Annotated in this window: 12 protein-coding genes and 1 pseudogene; 8 read left to right on the forward strand and 5 right to left on the reverse strand. The window is 63.6% G+C overall.

What is annotated here, in order from left to right; genetic code table 11:
• Positions 1-6: 6 nt before the first annotated feature.
• Entirely contained in the window at positions 7-3,699 is a 3,693-nt protein-coding gene (locus tag GDR53_RS09680; RefSeq protein WP_193337846.1) for a calcium-binding protein, read from the reverse strand.
• 358 nt (positions 3,700-4,057) lie between these two features.
• Between GDR53_RS09680 and GDR53_RS09685 the strand changes: the two genes are divergently transcribed.
• From GDR53_RS09685 to GDR53_RS09720, 8 genes and pseudogenes are all read left to right on the forward strand, one after another.
• Positions 4,058-4,600, forward strand: coding sequence for a F0F1 ATP synthase subunit delta (locus GDR53_RS09685; RefSeq protein ID WP_232846774.1), 543 nt, complete (start codon positions 4,058-4,060; stop codon positions 4,598-4,600).
• Positions 4,600-6,135, forward strand: a complete 1,536-nt coding sequence (gene atpA / locus GDR53_RS09690) for a F0F1 ATP synthase subunit alpha (RefSeq protein WP_193337848.1) — start codon at positions 4,600-4,602, stop codon at positions 6,133-6,135. Before GDR53_RS09685 ends, atpA begins: the two co-directional genes overlap by 1 nt.
• A gap of 24 nt (positions 6,136-6,159) precedes the next feature.
• Complete coding sequence (locus tag GDR53_RS09695) at positions 6,160-7,044, forward strand: F0F1 ATP synthase subunit gamma (protein ID WP_193337849.1); 885 nt, start codon at positions 6,160-6,162, stop codon at positions 7,042-7,044.
• Positions 7,045-7,081: 37 nt separating this feature from the next.
• Positions 7,082-8,509: pseudogene (gene atpD, locus GDR53_RS09700) on the forward strand (F0F1 ATP synthase subunit beta); the annotation flags it as partial.
• A gap of 59 nt (positions 8,510-8,568) precedes the next feature.
• On the forward strand, positions 8,569-8,994 hold the full coding sequence (locus GDR53_RS09705) for a F0F1 ATP synthase subunit epsilon (RefSeq protein ID WP_193337851.1): 426 nt from the start codon (positions 8,569-8,571) through the stop codon (positions 8,992-8,994).
• A 240-nt stretch (positions 8,995-9,234) separates the two neighbouring features.
• Positions 9,235-11,403, forward strand: a complete 2,169-nt coding sequence (locus tag GDR53_RS09710) for a methyl-accepting chemotaxis protein (RefSeq protein WP_193337852.1) — start codon at positions 9,235-9,237, stop codon at positions 11,401-11,403.
• Positions 11,404-11,505: 102 nt separating this feature from the next.
• On the forward strand, positions 11,506-12,102 hold the full coding sequence (locus GDR53_RS09715) for a hypothetical protein (RefSeq protein WP_193337853.1): 597 nt from the start codon (positions 11,506-11,508) through the stop codon (positions 12,100-12,102).
• A gap of 43 nt (positions 12,103-12,145) precedes the next feature.
• On the forward strand, positions 12,146-14,125 hold the full coding sequence (locus GDR53_RS09720) for a methyl-accepting chemotaxis protein (protein ID WP_232846775.1): 1,980 nt from the start codon (positions 12,146-12,148) through the stop codon (positions 14,123-14,125).
• 43 nt (positions 14,126-14,168) lie between these two features.
• Here the strand turns inward: GDR53_RS09720 and GDR53_RS09725 are convergent, their stop codons facing one another.
• From GDR53_RS09725 to GDR53_RS09740, 4 genes are all read right to left on the reverse strand, one after another.
• Positions 14,169-14,855 carry an aspartate/glutamate racemase family protein gene (locus tag GDR53_RS09725; RefSeq protein WP_193337854.1) on the reverse strand — a complete coding sequence of 229 codons (687 nt, stop codon included), beginning with the start codon at positions 14,853-14,855 and terminating at the stop codon, positions 14,169-14,171.
• A 3-nt stretch (positions 14,856-14,858) separates the two neighbouring features.
• On the reverse strand, positions 14,859-15,398 hold the full coding sequence (locus GDR53_RS09730) for an RNA pyrophosphohydrolase (RefSeq protein ID WP_193337855.1): 540 nt from the start codon (positions 15,396-15,398) through the stop codon (positions 14,859-14,861).
• A 9-nt stretch (positions 15,399-15,407) separates the two neighbouring features.
• Positions 15,408-16,532 (reverse strand): divergent polysaccharide deacetylase family protein, encoded by a 1,125-nt coding sequence (locus GDR53_RS09735; RefSeq protein WP_193337856.1) that lies wholly within the window; start codon positions 16,530-16,532, stop codon positions 15,408-15,410.
• A gap of 80 nt (positions 16,533-16,612) precedes the next feature.
• The gene (locus GDR53_RS09740) at positions 16,613-17,998 is read right to left on the reverse strand and encodes a S41 family peptidase (protein ID WP_193337857.1); all 1,386 of its coding nucleotides are present in this window, start codon (positions 17,996-17,998) and stop codon (positions 16,613-16,615) included.
• Positions 17,999-18,003: the final 5 nt, after the last annotated feature.

Consider the following 18,003-nt stretch of genomic DNA (forward strand, 5'->3'; position numbering starts at 1 on the left):
TCGGGATCACAGGATGAAATCAGCCGCGGTCAGGTTGATCAGCCCGGTGAGCTCGATCTGGAAGTCGGCAATGCCGTCGCCATCATAATCGCCCTGGATCAGCGTTCGGTCATTGACGGTGCCGGCCGGATTTTGCTGGGACCAGATCAGCGAGCCGGCCCCGGCAAAGGCGCCGTTCTTGGTGGCGTTGAAGACAAAGGCATCGTCGGAGCCGCCAAAGACCGAGGCATCAAGATCGGACAGGTCGATCAGGTCACGATTGCCCAGGCCCTGGGAGAAGTCGGTGATGATGTCACGCTGGGCGAGCTTGCCGAGATCGAGTGCGAGGTCGAGGTCGAAGATGTCGTCGCCAAGGCCGCCGGTCATGATGTCGCGGCCAAAGCCACCGGTCAGGCGGTCATTGTCGGCATCGCCGAACAGGGTGTCATTGCCCTCGCCGCCCAGCAGCGTATCCTGGCCATTGCCACCCGTCAGCACATTGCTGGCGCCATTGCCGCGCAGCAGGTTGTCGGCCTCGTTGCCGGTGCCGTCGATCGCGATATTGCCTTCCAGGGTCAGGTTTTCGATGAAATTCCAGCTGGCCAGGCTGCGTGTAATTGTCGAGAACACGGTGTCGGTGCCCGAAATTTCCCAGATGCTGTCGATCCCGGTGGCTTCATTGTCCAGCACATAGCTGTCATCGCCCTCGCCGCCGCCCAGGATATCGGTCCCGGCGCCGCCGATCAGCACATCGTCAAAGGCGCCGTCGCCGCCATAGATGTCGTCATCGCCCGCGCCGCCATGGAGGACGTCAGCGCCCAGGCCGCCATTGATCGCGTCATTGCCGTTGCCACCTTCGAGATGGTCGCCGGCATCGCCGCCATCCAGCTCGTCTTCGCCTTCGCCGCCTTCCAGCCAGTCCTCGGCATTGCCGCCCCGGATGATGTCGTCGCCGTGGCCGCCATAGAGGAAGTCCTGGTCGTCCTGGCCCTCGATGACGTCATGGCCGTAGCCGCCATAAATGGTGTCGATGCCGGCGCCGCCATTGAGCCGGTCATTGCCGCCGGCGGCATCGGTCGAGGCGGCATCGTCACCATGGATGGTGTCATCGCCGTCGTCGCCTTCGATGCGATCGTCGCCAAGCCCGCCGATCAGCGTGTCATTGTCGTCGCCGCCGAAGATGCGGTCGTCACCCGCATCACCCAGAATGGTGTCGCTGCCGCGGCTGCCTTCAAGTTCATCATCGCCGTCGCCGCCGCTGATGGTGTCGTCGCCATCGTCGCCATTGGCAAAGTCATTGCCGGCCTCGCCATAGAGGAAGTCGCCGCCGCTGCCGCCACCCAGATCGTCCCGTCCGGCGCCGCCAAAGAGTGTGTCCACCCCGTCATCGCCATTGAGCGAGTCCTTGCCGGCATCACCATAGAGCGTGTCATTGCCGCTGCCGCCGCCGATATTGTCGTTGCCAGCGGCGCCGGTCAGGGAGTCGTCGCCATCATCGCCGCGCAGATAGTCATTGCCGGCCCCGCCATTGGCGGTGTCGTTGTCGCGGCCGCCGTGGAACTGGTCGGCGCCGGTGCCGCCGGTGAAATTGTCGTCGCCGTCGCGGCCGCGCACGAAGACGGCAGCGGCGCCGGCAAAGAAGTGGTCATTGGTGTCGGTCAGCTCAAAGGCGACCACGCCATTGATCGTATCTGTATTGCCCCAGGTGTCGCGTGCCTTGCCAGAAGCGACATTGCCGAAACCGGCAACCTGCTTGGCGCTGGCACTCAGATTGACGACGACACCAGGTTCGCCACCATCGCCCCAGCGATAGCCGTTGTCGTCGCGGAAGTCGGGATGGCTCCACTGCTCTTCATGATAATTGATCTTGAGCAGGCCGGTTGCGGCGGTGTCGTTGAAGGTGTCATTGCCCTTGCCACCCACCAGCTCGAAGGCACCCAGGCCGGTCCGCAGGGGATCACCAAAGCTCTCGCCGGTATCCTCGGTATTGCTGAAGCCGGTACCCATGGTGAAGGTGTCATTGCCTTCAGTGCCGCGGATGCGCTCGAGATTGACGAAGGTCTGGCTGAGCGCCAGCTTGGTGGGCGTGACCTTGGTCGAATTGATGCCGAAAAAGCCGGTAATGGTCCCGGCGCCAATGCCGTTCTGCAGGGTTACGGTGATGCTGTCGGCGGCATGTTCGTTCTGGCCACCGGGATTGCCGTCATTATTGGCGTCTTCCTGGCGGTCGAAGGAGTCGAAGCTGTACATGTCGTAGCCGGTATTGCCGTCGACCGTGTCATTGCCCGCCGAGCCGGCAATAAAGTCGAAAGCGCCGCTGCCGGCGTCGATGGTGTCATTGCCCTCGCCGGCGCTGATGAAGTCGTCGCCGGCATCGCCGTTGATCAGATCATTGCCAATGCCGCCGAGCAGCTCGTCGCGGCCATCCCCGCCATAGAGGAAGTCGTTGCCGTCGCCGCCGCTCAGCCGGTCATTGCCGCCATTGCCATAAAGCCGATCGATGCCGGCATAGCCGCGGAACTCGTTGTCCTTGCTGTCGCCGATCAGGCGGTCATTGACATCGGTGCCGTTGATATTTTCGATGCTGAGCAGCGTGTCGATCTTGCCCTGGCGGTCGAGCGCGGTGTGCGCCGCCACGGTCACGGTTGCCGTGCCCGTCACAGCACCGGTATTGGCTGTATCGGAGAGGTTGACGAAGACGCCGCGGGTGCCGAGCTCGGCGCGGTAGTTCACCCGGTCGTCGCCGCCGCTGCCATTGAAGCTGTCGGCGCCATCCATGCCCTCGAACTCGTCGTTCCAGACGCTGCCATAGAAACTGTCGGCGTAATTGGTGCCCTGGATGGTGGTGATATCGGAGAAGGAGTCGATGCCGGCACTACCGGGCTTGAGCACGGTACCCAGCGCGGCATTGACGGTGATGCCGCCGGTCAGGCCGGTCTGCTCCGCGAAAAAGCGATAGGACAGGCGTGAATAGGAGGCCTGGTGTCCTTCATAGCGGTCATTGCCGAGCGAACCCTCAAAGAAGAATTCGTCACTGCCATTGGCAGAAGCGATGATGAGGTCGTCGAACTGGGTGCCGCCGGTCTCTTCGAAATCCGAAAAATTGGCGAAGAGGGCAAAGCTGGCCATGTCGCGCGCCTGGCCGCTGTCGAAATCGACGATGACGCCGGCGCTGCGCTGGAAGCCGAAATCGAGATAGTCGTAGCCGCTGCCGCCATCGACGGTGACCGCAGCAGCGGGCGTGTCGATGATATAGGCGTCATTGCCGCCATTGAGCACGACCACGTCGCCGCCGACGATGGAGGTGCCAAACTGGTCACGGTCATTGGAGCCGATGACATTGAAGGGCTGCATCAGCAACAGGGCGGCAATCCCCGCCTGAATGGCGGCGAAATCGGGCCCTGGCTGGTCAAAGCCGGTGAGGACGGTCTGCAGGTCGGCGAAATTGCCGGCGGTGGTCAGCTGGTCGATGCGCACCACTTCCTGGCCGTCGCTGATCACCGTGAAGCCGGTAATATTGCCAGCTGTCAGGTGGCGGGCGCCATCGGCCCGCAGGTTGGTGCCGGCGATCACGATCTGCAGACCGCCCGGGGCGGTCATGGTCAGCGTGGTCTGGGGCGAATTGTCCGTGATGTTGAACGTACCAAGGTCAAGCACCGTCTGGTAGATGGCATTCCAGCTATAAGTCGGCTCGCCGACTGTAAAAACAACGTTAGACAACTTGGTCTTCCCCCATTAAACGGCCGCGACCGAAGCATAGTACTATATTTAACAGATCGTAAACGCTGCAATTAAAGAAGTGACTGGCCTGGTCCGCGGCGCAGGGTCGGGTCGGGCTATCCGGGTCGGGCTATCCCGGCACCCCTGCGACACTTTCACCGCCTTTGAATCTCCTCCCCTACCCTTGCAAGGCGCGCGAGGCCTGTGCTAGAGCGAGCGCGACTTTGAAGGGGGCTCCGGACGTCCTCTTTTCCAAACAAGAACAAGCGTCAGCGACCGCCCGGGTTTTCCAACCAGTACAGGCGGCAAGCAGGCAAGCAACCAAGAGGGTGATGCGGCATTGGCAGCGCAGAATTCAGTGCTTACCCAGATCGCCCGGCCATATGCGTCGGCGCTGTTCGATCTCGCTAGCAGCGAGAACCAATTGGCATCGGTGGAGACGTCGCTTTCCGACGTGACGCGGCTTATCGGCGAGAGCGCCGATTTTTCGCGCTTCCTGCGCTCCCCGGTGATTTCCGCTGACACCAAGGCCAGCGCGCTCGATGCGCTGCTGGACAAGGCCAAGACCCATCCACTGGTGGCCAATTTCTTGCGTCTGGTCGCCAAGAATGGCCGGCTGTTTGCGCTCGATGCCATCATTGCCGGTTTCCGCGATCTGGCCGCCAAGGCCCGCGGCGAGGTTACGGCCGACGTGACCTCGGCCGCGCCGCTCAATGCCGAGCAGGTCAAGGCCCTGGGCGATACGCTCAAGGTCAAGATCGGCAAGACCGTCACGCTCAATCAATTCGTCGATCCGTCGCTGATTGGCGGCCTTCAGGTGAAGGTCGGCAGCCAGATGATCGACAGCTCGCTCAAGACAAAACTCGCTGCGATGAAGATCGCCATGAAAGAGGTCGGATAATGGACATCAAAGCCGCGGAAATTTCTGCGATCCTCAAGGACCAGATCAAGAATTTCGGCCAGGAAGCCCAGGTTTCCGAAGTCGGTCAGGTGCTTTCCGTCGGTGACGGTATTGCCCGCGTCTATGGTCTGGACAAGGTGCAGGCCGGTGAGCTCGTCGAGTTCCCGGGCGGCATCAAGGGCATGGCCCTCAACCTTGAAACCGACAATGTTGGCGTCGTGATTTTCGGCAATGACCGTTCCATCAAGGAAGGCGATGTCGTCAAGCGGACCGGCTCGATCGTGGACACTCCCGTGGGCATGGGCCTGCTGGGTCGCGTGGTCGATGGTCTGGGCAATCCGATCGACGGCAAGGGCCCGATCGAGCACACCGAACGCCGCCGCGTCGACGTCAAGGCGCCCGGCATTCTGCCGCGCAAGTCGGTGCATGAGCCCATGTCGACCGGCCTCAAGGCCATCGATGCGCTGATCCCGATCGGCCGTGGCCAGCGCGAGCTGATCATTGGCGACCGTCAGACCGGCAAGTCGGCCATCATTCTGGATACTTTCCTCAACCAGAAGCCGGCCCATGACGCCAATGCGTCCGATACCGACAAGCTCTATTGCATCTATGTCGCCGTCGGCCAGAAGCGCTCCACCGTTGCCCAGTTCGTGCGCCAGCTCGAAGAAGCCGGTGCGCTGCAGTATTCGGTGGTGATCGCGGCAACCGCATCCGATCCGGCCCCGCTGCAGTACATTGCGCCCTTCACCGGCTGCGCCATCGGCGAGTTCTTCCGCGACAATGGCAAGCATGCCGTGATCGCCTATGACGATCTGACCAAGCAGGCCGTTGCCTACCGTCAGATGAGCCTGCTGCTGCGCCGTCCACCAGGCCGCGAAGCCTATCCCGGCGACGTGTTCTACCTGCATTCGCGTCTGCTCGAGCGCGCCGCCAAGCTCAACGAAGCCCATGGCCTCGGTTCGCTGACCGCGCTACCCGTGATCGAGACGCAGGCCAATGACGTGTCGGCCTATATCCCGACCAACGTGATTTCGATCACCGATGGCCAGATCTTCCTTGAAACCAACCTGTTCTTCCAGGGCATCCGCCCGGCCGTGAACGTTGGTCTGTCGGTGAGCCGCGTGGGCTCGTCGGCCCAGGTCAAGGCGATGAAGCAGGTTGCCGGTTCGCTCAAGGGCGAGCTCAGCCAGTATCGCGAAATGGCGGCCTTCGCCCAGTTCGGTTCCGATCTGGATGCGGCCACCCAGCGTCTGCTCAACCGTGGTGCGCGCCTGACCGAGCTGCTCAAGCAGCCCCAGTTCAGCCCGCTCAAGATGGAAGAACAGGTTGCGGTGATCTTTGCCGGCGCCAATGGCTATCTCGATAGCGTTGCCGTCAACAAGGTCGGCGATTTCGAGCAGTCGGTGCTGTCGGCGCTGCGCGGCAAATATGCGGCGCTGCTGACCACCATCGCCACCGAGAAAGCCCTGAGCGACGACACCCGTGCCCAGCTCAAGGCTGCACTCGACGAGATCAAGAAGACCTACGCGGCCTAAGGCCAGCAGGGAGATCGACGGCCAATGGCTTCGCTAAAGGACCTCAAGAACCGGATCGACTCGGTCCGGTCGACCCAGAAGATCACCAAGGCCATGCAGATGGTCGCGGCGGCCAAGCTCCGCCGCGCCCAGGAAGCGGCCGAGGCAGCGCGCCCCTATGCCGAGCGCATGGGCAAGGTGCTTGCGGCGCTGGGTGCCGTTTATGACGGCCAGGAAAATGCGCCGGTGCTGCTGGGCGGCACGGGCAAGGACAAGGTGCATCTGCTGGTGGTTGCCACCGGCGAGCGCGGCCTGGCCGGCGGCTTCAACTCGTCGATCGCTCGGCTGGCGCGCGAGCATGCCGCCAAGCTGCTCAGCGAAGGCAAGACCGTCAAGATCCTTACCGTGGGCCGCAAGGGCCACGATATCCTGCGCCGGCAATATGCCGACAATATCGTCGACACCTTCAACTTCCGCGAGATCAAGCGGGTCGGTTTCGTCCAGGCCCAGCAGGTCACGGACAAGGTGCTCGAGATGTTCAATGCGGGCGAGTTCGACGTGGCGACGCTCTATTTCGCCAAGTTCGGCAGCGTCATCAGCCAGGTGCCCACGGCCCAGCAGCTGATCCCGGCCAAGCTGCCCGCCAAGGCAGAGGGCGAGGTCGAAGCCTCGGCCGTGCCCTACGAATACGAGCCGAGCGAAGAGGCGATCGTGGAAGACCTGCTGCCGCGCAATATTGCGGTGCAGGTGCTGCGGGCGCTGCTGGAAAACAGTGCCTCCTTCTATGGCGCGCAGATGTCGGCAATGGACAATGCGACGCGGAACGCCGGCGAAATGATCGGGCAGCTGCAGCTCAGCTACAACCGTCAGCGCCAGGCGCAGATCACCAAAGAACTCATCGAAATCATTTCGGGCGCGGAAGCGCTCTAAGCAATCGAAGCGAAGGACGAAACAAATGGCAGAGAAAAAGGCCGGTCGCGTATCGCAGGTCATCGGTGCCGTCGTGGACGTCGTGTTCGACGGCCACCTGCCCGCGATCCTGAACGCCCTCGAAACCACCAATAATGGCCAGCGTCTGGTCCTGGAAGTGGCGCAGCACCTGGGCGAAAACGCCGTGCGCACCATTGCCATGGACACGACCGAAGGCCTGGTGCGCGGCGCCGAAGTGATCGATCTGGGCACGGCCATCACCGTCCCGGTCGGCGAAGCCACGCTGGGTCGCATCATGAACGTGATCGGCGAGCCCATCGACGAAGCCGGTCCGATTGCCTCGACCGATCGTCGCGAAATCCACCAGGATGCGCCGACCTTTGCCGAGCAGAATCCGGAAAGCACCGTGCTGGTCACCGGCATCAAGGTCGTTGACCTGATCGCGCCCTATGCGCGTGGCGGCAAGATCGGCCTGATGGGCGGCGCCGGCGTGGGCAAGACCGTGCTGATCCAGGAACTGATCAACAACGTCGCCAAGGCGCATGGTGGTTATTCGGTGTTTGCCGGCGTGGGTGAACGCACCCGCGAAGGCAACGATCTCTACTACGAAATGATCGAATCGGGCGTGAACAAGAACCCGACCGAACATGGTGGCTCGGCTGCCGGTTCGAAGTGCGCCCTGGTATTCGGCCAGATGAACGAGCCCCCTGGTGCCCGTGCCCGCGTGGCGCTGACCGGCCTCACCATTGCGGAAAACTTCCGCGACCAGGGCCAGGACGTGCTGTTCTTCGTGGACAACATCTTCCGCTTTACCCAGGCCGGCGCCGAAATGTCGGCTCTGCTGGGTCGCATTCCTTCGGCCGTGGGCTATCAGCCGACGCTGGCCACCGATATGGGCCAGATGCAGGAGCGCATCACGACCACCAACAAGGGTTCGATCACCTCGGTGCAGGCCGTGTACGTGCCCGCCGACGATCTGACCGATCCGGCGCCGGCGACCTCGTTTGCCCACTTTGACGCCGTGACCGTGCTGAACCGCGCGATCTCGGAAAAGGGCATCTACCCGGCCGTGGATCCGCTGGCTTCCAACTCGCGCATCCTCGATGCGAACGTGGTTGGTCAGGAGCATTACGACGTGGCCCGCCGCGTGCAGGAAGTGCTGCAGAAGTACAAGGCGCTGCAGGACATCATCGCCATCCTGGGCATGGACGAGCTGAGCGAAGAAGACAAGCTGATCGTGGCCCGCGCCCGCAAGGTCGAGCGCTTCATGAGCCAGCCCTTCGACGTGGCCGAAGTGTTCACCGGCACGCCCGGCGTGTTCGTGGCACTGGAAGACACCATCAAGGGCTTCAAGGGCCTGGTGGCCGGCGAGTACGATCACCTGCCCGAAGGCGCCTTCTACATGGTCGGCACCATCGAAGATGCCGTCAAGAAGGCCCAGAAGCTGGCTGCTCAGGCGGCCTGATCCATCCATCGGGCTTGCCGCACGCGGCGAGCCCAAGCTGCCGTTAAGGGACCAAAACTATGGCTGAAGGCCTCAAGATCGAGATCGTGTCGCCCGAGCGCCTGGTGCTGTCGGAAGTGGTGACCTCCGTCACCGTGCCGGGCAGCGAAGGCTATTTCACGGTGATGGAAGATCACGCGCCCTTCATGACCACGCTGCGTTCGGGTTTCATTACCGTGAACGGGCTCAATGGCCGCGACGAGATCTTCTTCGTCAAGGGCGGCTTTGCCGACGTCTCGTCCGAGGGTCTGACGATCCTGGCCGAGCAGTCTGCGCCCTTCTCCGAATTCGACCATGCCGACCTCGCCACCCAGATCAAGGCCGCCGAGGCGGAACTGGCTGCAGCGCCGACGCCGGAAGCCAAGTCCTACGCGCAGGAAGTGGTCAGTGCCCTGCTGAACCTGGCCATCGAAGCCGGCCAGATCAATGGCGGCCACGTCCACTAAAGCTCTATCGCCGCCGTATAAATAGCGCCCGCAGACTTCGGTCTGAGGGCGTTTTTTATTGCCTTATTGGTGCGCATAATCCGGTGTCGGCGCGGCGCAGCAGTAAATCCTGCACAAAAAACGTGCATATACAAAAATTGATCATGAAATTCTCATGACATCAATATTGCGTTAACACAGCAGCGGCCACAGTCCGCCTCCAGCACGGTCCCATCGCCGTACACTGGTCGGAGACGCATCATGACATCGCTCTTGGGCAATATTCGCCTCACCGCTGCCATCGCCGCCATGGCCATCGGCTCGATCACCATCGCCATTGCCGCCGTGGTCGCCGGATTGTTCGTCAGCCTCTCGGGCAGCGCCAGTGCCGACGTGGACAAGGCGCTCCAGAGCGCGACCCGGATCACCGCACAGATCCTCAGCGTCAACCTGCCCAGCCTTGAAGTGGGGCCGGACGAGGCGGGTAATGTCGCCAGCCTGACCATGCGGTCGATGCCGCGCTTCCGCAATGACGGCGTCATCGACACGGTGGCTAGCGTGTCGGCGCAGGATGCCAGCATCTATGTGTTCGACGCCGAACTCGGTCCCGATTTCAGCATCGGTACCACCAGCCTGACCGGTGCCGATGGGGCGCGTCTGGTCGATCGACCCATTGTCGCCGGCACGGCGCTGTTTGAGGCAATGATGGCCAATGAGGCCGTGGTCGGCAACGAGACCATCAATGAGGTGGCCTATGCCACCCGCTACCAGCCCATCGCCATGGCCGATGGCACGGTGATCGGGGCCCTGTTCGTGGCGGTGGCGCGCGCACCCATCGAGGCGGTGGTTGGGCAGAGCCTGACCATGATGGCCATTGTCGGTGGTCTGGCGCTGCTGGTGATCGGCATCGTGGCGCTGCTGCTGTCGCGCGCTCTGACCCGACCCATACCGCGGCTGTCGGCCACCATGAATGCCATTGCCGAGGGCCAGCTCGATACCGAGGTGCCCTATACCGCCAATCGCAACGAGATTGGCAGCATGGCGCGGGCGGTGGAAGTGTTCCGCACCAATTCGCTCCGCATCGCCGAGCTGGGCGCAGAAACCGGGCGGCATCTGGAGATCGCGGCGGACCATACCGGCCAGCTCAATGCCATTTCCATGTCGCAGCTGGTTGCCGAATTCACCCTGAGCGGCGAGCTGATCACGGCAAACCCGCTGTTCCTTGACCTGATGGGCTATCGGCTTGCCGATCTGGTGGGGCAGCCCAATGCCCGATTGCTGTTTGGCGCGCAGTCGACCGACCCCACCTATCAGCAGTTCTGGCGCGATCTGGCAGAAGGCGCGTTCAAGAGCGGCGAATATCGACGCCGCACCAGCAATGGCGGCGAAGTGTGGATCCAGAGTACCTTCACGCCGATCCTGGGGCTCGACGGCGCGCCCTACAAGGTCGTGCAGTTCGCCACCGATGTCACCGCCCGCAAGCAGGCCGTGACGGCCGTCGGCGCCGCCCTCGTGGCGCTGGCCAAGGGTGATCTGAGCCACGGCATCGATACCCAGTTTGACGCCGAATTCGAAGATCTGCGCCAGGCGCTCAACAGCACAGTGGCGCGCTTTGCCGATGTGGTCGGTCAGCTGCGCCAGGCGTCCCGCTCGATCCGCGTGGCCACGGGAGAAATCCTGTCCGGCGCCAATGATCTGAGCGAACGCACCACCAGGCAGGCTGCCACCATCGAGGAAACTTCGGCTGCCATGGAACAGCTGGCCGGCACGGTGGCGGACAATGCCAAACGGGCCCAGGACGCGGCCAGCAAGGCGCTGGCGGTTTCCGGCAGTGCCTCGGCCAGTGGCGAGGTCATGACCCAGGCCAGCGCCGCCATGGAGCGCATTACCTCCAGTTCAGCCAAGATCTCGAGCATTATCGGCATGATCGACGACATTGCCTTCCAGACCAACCTGCTGGCCCTCAATGCTTCAGTGGAAGCGGCCCGCGCCGGCGATGCCGGCAAGGGCTTTGCCGTGGTGGCGGTGGAAGTACGCCGGCTGGCGCAATCGGCAGCGTCGGCCTCGGCCGACGTCAAGGTGCTGATCGAACAGAGTGCCCGCGAGGTCAAGGCCGGCAGCACGCTGGTCAGCGATGCCGCCGAGCGGCTGTCGGACATGCTGGGCGCTGCCGAACAGAATACGGCGCTGGTGGAGGGCATTGCCCGCGCCAGCCGCGATCAGGCCACCGCCATTGACGAGGTCAGCATCTCGGTGCGCACGCTCGATGAGATGACCCAGCACAATGCAGCGCTGGTCGAGGAGACGAATGCGGCCATCGAGCAGACCGAATCGGAAGCGCGGACACTGGACCAGATCGTCGATATCTTTGTTCTTGCGGAAGAAGTTCAGCAAAAACAAGTAGTTGACCGGCGCCGCAGCGCGGCGTGAGCGGTTAAATTCCCCTGAGCTAATTAATTTAGAGATTATTCATAGAGCTCAAGGATGCTTGTGCCCACGCCGCCATTGTGCGCGGCAGAGGAGAACAAGCTCATGACCATCCATTCCATGCTGCGGCCGGGCCTGGCGGCGCTGACTCTCGCAGCCCTGCTGTCGACCAGTGCCGCACTGCAGGCACAGGATGAATTCACCGCGCCGCTGACCGAACTGGCCAAAAGCGAGATCGCGGCCTTTGCTGCCAATCCCGCTCTGATCGAGGCCATCAACGCCCAGAACGCCATGAGCGGCGCCTATGACCAGGCCAAGATCGATGCGCTGGACACGCAGTGGCGCGCCGAGGTCGATGCCTCCGCCAAGCCGCTGATCGATGCCACGATGGGAAATGCGGCCTCGGCCTATCTCAAGTCCGTCCAGGACGAGTCGCTGGGCAAATATACCGAAATCTTCGCCATGGATGCCAAGGGCCTCAATGTGGCCCAGAGCACGCTGACCTCTGACTATTGGCAGGGTGATGAAGACAAGTTCACCGCCAGCTTTGGTGCCGGCGCGGATGCCGTCCATATCGGCGAGATCGAACAGGACGAAAGCACGCAGGCCTTCCAGAGCCAGGTTTCGGTGCCGATCACCGATCCGGCGACCGGCGCGCTGATTGGCGCCATCACGGTCGGCGTCGACGTCTCGATGCTCTGATCGCTCGCTACACTTTGCCACCTGTGCTGTACGAGGACCAATGATGATCAAACTTACACTCACCCAGAAAATCGTTGGCCTCGTGCTGCTTGCGCTCATCGCGGGTTCCGCTGCGATCAGCTATGTCGGTGCCAGCCAGAATGCGGCCCTGCTGCGCTCGGAGCTGGAAAAGGCCAATATGGCCCTGTCTGCGGGCAGTACCGAGCAGCTCGCCGGCGGCATCCGGTTCGGCAAGGCCGACGCGCTGATGACGGCCTATGCCGGGCTGGAAAAATCGCTGGGCGAGCAGTTCAAGGCCGGCGCCAGTTACAATATGGAATCGGCAATCATCGTCACGACGTCCGAGGATGCGCCCACCAACGCTGCCATGGCTGACGTGGCTGGCAAGGCGCTGGCCAGCGGCAAGACCGAGATCGTTTCGGAAGGCGCCATTGCCTATGTCGCCGTGCCGGCACGTTTTGGCCCCGAGGCGAGCACTGTGGGTGTCGCCGCCTATGCCTGGGACTTGAGCAAGAGTCTGGCCGAACAGGGCAAGACCCTGGTCACCGCTGCCCTGGCCGGCGTTGCGGTCACCGCGGTGCTGGTTGTGGCCCTCTACTTCTTCATTCGCCTGTCGATCACCGGACCCCTGTTGAACCTGGTGCGGATCGCCACGCAGATTGCCGAGGATCCCGCCTCGGTCGATGTGGTACCGGCGACAAACCGTACCGACGAGCTGGGCGCCATGGCCCGGGCCGTGGAAGTGTTCCGCGAGAACGGCCAGAAGGTGGCGCAGATGACCGAGGCCGAAGCCGCCCAGGTGATCCGCAGCCAGGCCGAACGCGCCCAGATGATGCAGGAACTGCAGCGGGCCTTTGGCAATGTGGTGGATGCCGCCATTGCCGGGGACTTTTCGCGGCGTGTCGACGCCGAATTCCCCGATGCCGAACTCAATGCGCTGGCCGGTTCGGTCAATACCCTGGTCGAAACGGTCGATGGCGGGCTCAGCGAAACCGGCCAGGTACTGGCGGCCCTGGCCGAGACCGACCTGACCCATCGGGTCAAGGGCGACTACAAGGGCGCCTTCGGCAAGCTGCGCGACGATACCAATGCGGTGGCCGACAAGCTGACCGATATCGTCGGGCAGTTGCGCAAGACCTCACGCGGCGTGCGTTCGGCCACGAGCGAAATCCTGGCCGGCGCCAATGACCTTTCCGAGCGCACCACCAAGCAGGCCGCCACCATCGAAGAGACTTCGGCCACCGTCGAGCAGCTGGCCAATACGGTGCTGGCCAATGCCAACAAGGCGCAGGCAGCCAGCCTCAAGTCACAAGACGTATCGCGCACCGCCGAAGAGGGCGGCGTGGTGATGGGCCAGGCGACCGGAGCGATGGAGCGCATCACCAGTTCCTCGGCCAAGATCTCCAATATCATCGGGCTGATCGACGACATCGCCTTCCAGACCAACCTTTTGGCGCTCAACGCCTCGGTGGAAGCGGCCCGTGCCGGCGATGCCGGCAAGGGCTTTGCCGTGGTGGCGGTGGAAGTGCGGCGGCTGGCGCAGTCGGCGGCCAGCGCCTCGGCTGACGTCAAGGTGCTGATCGAGCAAAGCGCGGGCGAGGTGGCGGGTGGCTCCAAGCTGGTGGCAGAAGCGGCCAGCAAGCTGGGCGCCATCCTTGAGGGCATCCGCGAGAACAGTGCCGTCATGGAGGGCATTGCCCGCGACAGCAAGGAACAGGCGACCGCCATCGACGAGGTCAATGTCGCGGTGCGGCAGATGGACGAGATGACCCAGCACAATGCGGCGCTGGTGGAAGAGACCAATGCGGCCATCGAGCAGACCGAGGGTCAGGCCAGCGAACTCGACCGGATCGTGGACATCTTCGTGCTCGACGACACCGCCCGGCCGGCCCGCGCCGAGGCAGCCAGCCAGAGCGCGCCGCGGAATGGCATCAAGGGATTGCAGGACAAGGTCCGGCATGCCGCCAAGGCCCTGACCAGCCACGGCAATGCCGCCGTCGCCCAGGACTGGAACGAGTTCTAGGCCGCGCTCGAAAGCGCATGGCCGATGCCGATCGCGGTGGGCCCTAGGCCAGGGCCGCCGCGACCAGGGCCTTGGCGTGCAGGTCGGTGGTGTCATAGACCGGCAGCGGGCTCACATCGTCGTCGATCAGCATGGTGATCTCGGTGCAGCCCAGGATGACGGCTTCGGCGCCACGGGCGGCGAGGCGGGTAATGGCATCGACATAGACCCGGCGAGACTCGTCACGCACGATGCCGCGACAGAGTTCGTCATAGATGATGCCGTTGAGATTGGTGCGGTCGACCTCGGGGATCAGCGACACCAGGCCCCGCGCGCTCAGGCGATCGCGGTAGAAATCCATTTCCATGGTGAAGCGGGTGCCCAACAGGCCCACCGTGCCAAAGCCGTCCGCCAGCAGCGCGTCGCTGGTCGGGTCGGCAATATGGATGAAGGGCACGTTCAGGTCGGCGGTGATGGCCTCAGCCACGACATGCATGGTGTTGGTGGCCAGGCCAATGACTTCGGCCCCCGCGGCCTGCAACTGCCGGGCTATCCCGGCCAGTACCGCACCGGCGCCGGCCCAGTCGCCGTCAGACTGCATCTGGGCTATGGGGGCAAAATCTACCGAATGCAGGATCACCGGAGCGGAATGCAGCCCGCCCAGGCGGCGCGCCGTCTCCTGGTTGAGCACGCGGTAATAGTGCGCCGAGGATTCCCAGCTCATGCCGCCGATAAGGCCGATGGTCTTCATGGCTCAGGTATGGGTGAAGCGTTGGGGAATGTCGGCAAAGGCGGCGACGACGCGGTCATAGGCGTCCTTCTTGAACGGCACGATCAGCGCCGGCACGTGGCTGAGCCGCTCCCAGCGCCAGGCGTCGAACTCGGCAGGGTATTTGCCGGCGCCGGGGGTCAGGACATCGATCTCGCTGTCCTTGCCGGTAAAGGCAAAGGCGAACCAGCGCTGGCGCTGGCCGCGATACTTGCCCTTGAGCGCAATGCCCAGCGCTTCATCGGGCAGGTCGTAGTGAATCCATTCAGGGGCTTCGGCCAGCAGGCTGACCGAGGTAATATTGGTTTCCTCGTGCAGTTCACGCAAGGCGGCGCGCAGCGGATCCTCGCCCTTGTCGATGCCGCCCTGCGGCATCTGCCAGGGGGCCTCTACTTCGGAGCGGTCTTCGGCGTCACGATCGGCCAGGCGCCGGCCAATGAAGACATTGCCCTGCTGGTTGAAGATGGCGACACCCACGCAGTCGCGATAGGGCAGGGATTGGCGGTCGGGGCGCGGAGACGTCATGGCTAAGCTCTATTTCATCAATGCGCTGGCGGGCACCAGCAGAATGCCCTTGGATTCAAGATCCCGGGCCCACTCGGCCAGGGTATTGATCGAGATGGGCAGCGCGCTGACAATACCGATTGCGTGCCCATTCTCCAGCGCCGTCGCCTCAAGGCTGGCAAGCGCTGACAGAATGGATGCGCGCGCCGGATTGGCGTCGATCAGCAGGTCGGCCCGCGAGAAGGGCACCTTGTTGCCCTCGGCCAGTTGCGGGGCGAGCGAACGGTTGGACGAGCCGTCATCAAGATAGCCGAGGCCGCGCGCGCCCAGCTCTTCCATCAACGGCGAAAAATCGGCAGCCGAGGCGGTGAAGCGGGCCCCCATATTGTTGATCAGGCCGACATAGCCGCCAAAGCGCGACATCAGCCAGAACAGCTTGTCCAGGTTGGCGCGGGCGGGTTCGCCGGTCAGCAGGGTCTGGGGACCCGGATCGTTCTGCGGATAGTCGAAGGGCTCCAGCGGCACTTCGAGCAGCACTTCGTGGTCAGCGGTGCGGGCCGCGGCGACCGTGGTGCTGAGGGCCTTGCCATAGGGGGCAAAGGCCAGCGTGATCTCGCTGGGCAGGGCATCGATGGCCTCGAGCGAGCCCTGCTCGTTGATGCCCAGGCCGGTCACGACGATGGCGATCATCGGGCTGCCGCTGGCCACGGCGTCGCCACTAGGGTGGGCATAGGCGGCAAAGGGCGTGAGGCCGGTGGCCGAGATGCGTGGGATCGGGCCATTGGCCGTTTCCTCGCTCAGATCGGGCAGGGCGCCAAAGATGTCGGGCAGGCCGATGACCGAACTGCGCCCGCCGGCCCCGGTGGTGATGGCGGTGATCGAGCCGTCGGTGGGGAATTGCTGGGGATCGGCTGTGATCGTCACCGGGCCGTCCGCGACATTGTTGGCCACCTCGTTGGCGTCGCGGGTGCTGGTGACGGCGACTTCCTGGCTGGGCCGTCCGCCATCGGGATCATCCACCATCAGCACGCGCGCCACAAAGCCGATGGCGAGCAGCGCCAGCAGGCCGAACAGGATGCGGGCGATCGGCAGCCTCCTGGTGGCGCCGGGTCGCGGCCGGCGACCGGTCAGAGGCGTGGTCAGATCATCGGTCATCGCGCGGGATCCCAATAAAAGCTGGGGCGAGGCAGCGAATCAGCTGCCCCGCCCCAGCAATTTCATACCACAGGGACGGACTATTCCGCCTTGGGCGGAAAGGCGTCGTCGGTTTCCCCGCCATCGATCAGGCGGATAGCATATTGCAGCTGGGTATCTTCAGCCTTGTCGGCGGGCACGTAAACCGAGGAGCCGACGGTGGTCTCCTCCTGGCCCTCGATGGTGATGTGGCCGGCCAGGCCTGCCTCGCCGATGATCTCGTCGCGGCCCTGGAGTTCTTCGGGCACGTTCTGGAAGATCTCGATGTCGGGGGTAATGCCGACGGCCTGGATGGAGCGGTTGTTGGGCGTGTAGTAACGCGCGGTCGTCAGGCGCATGGCGCCGTCGGGACCTAGCGAGATGATCGACTGCACCGAGCCCTTGCCGAAGGAACGGGTTCCCACGACCGTGGCACGCTTGTGATCCTGCAAGGCGCCGGCAACAATTTCGGAGGCCGAGGCCGAGCCGCCATTGATCAGCACCACCAGCGGCACGTCGGCGATCTGGGCGTCCAGCGCGTCTGGCTGGGCGTCATAGCGGGCGCTTTCCTCGGGCAGGCGACCACGGGTGAGCACCACGGCGCCCTGCTTGAGGAAGGCATCGGCCACATAGACGGACTGATCGACCAGGCCGCCCGGATTGTTGCGCAGATCGAGGATAATGCCCTTGGGCGCCACGCCGTCACGATCGGCATAGACATCCTTGATGGCCTTTTCGATGCCCACAAACGCCTGTTCGGAGAAGCGCGACAGGCGGATCACGGCGACATCGCCCGCTTCGCCTTCAAGCGAATAGCGCACGGCGCGCATGGCGATGACAGCGCGGGTCAGTTCGAAGTCCAGCGGCTTTTCGACCCCTTCGCGTACCACGGTGACCTTGATGCCGGTGCCGATGGGGCCGCGCATCTTGCCGACGGCCTCGTCCAGGGTAAGGCCCTGGACCTGGACACCGTCGAGTTCGACGATCAGGTCATTGGCCATGATGCCGGCCTTGGCGGCCGGTGTGTCATCGATGGGCGAGACCACCTTGATGACGCCCTCTTCCATGGTCACTTCAATGCCCAGGCCGCCAAACTCGCCGGACGTGTCCTGGCGCATGTCGTCATAGTCGGCTGGCGGCAGATAGCCCGAATGGGGGTCGAGCGAGGTCAGCATGCCCTGGATGGCGGCGCGGATCAGCTCCTGCTCATCGGGTGGATCGACATATTCGGCGCGAATGCGGTCGAAGATTTCGCCGAACAGGTTGAGGTCGGCATAGATTTCGAGCGGATCGCGGGGCTTGCCGGCCGCAGCGGCGGGATCGGGCTCGATCTCCTCGGCCCCGGGAACGGGCTCGACCTGCGCCGGTGCGTCCTGCGCATGCAGGGGGGCAAGGGGCAGCAGCAGCGCCAAGGCAAGGATGGTGGCGCGGAAGGGAAGCAGGCGCATGAGGG

Origin of the sequence: Devosia beringensis (assembly GCF_014926585.1) — a bacterium.
GTDB classification, from domain to species: Bacteria; Pseudomonadota; Alphaproteobacteria; order Rhizobiales; family Devosiaceae; genus Devosia; species Devosia beringensis.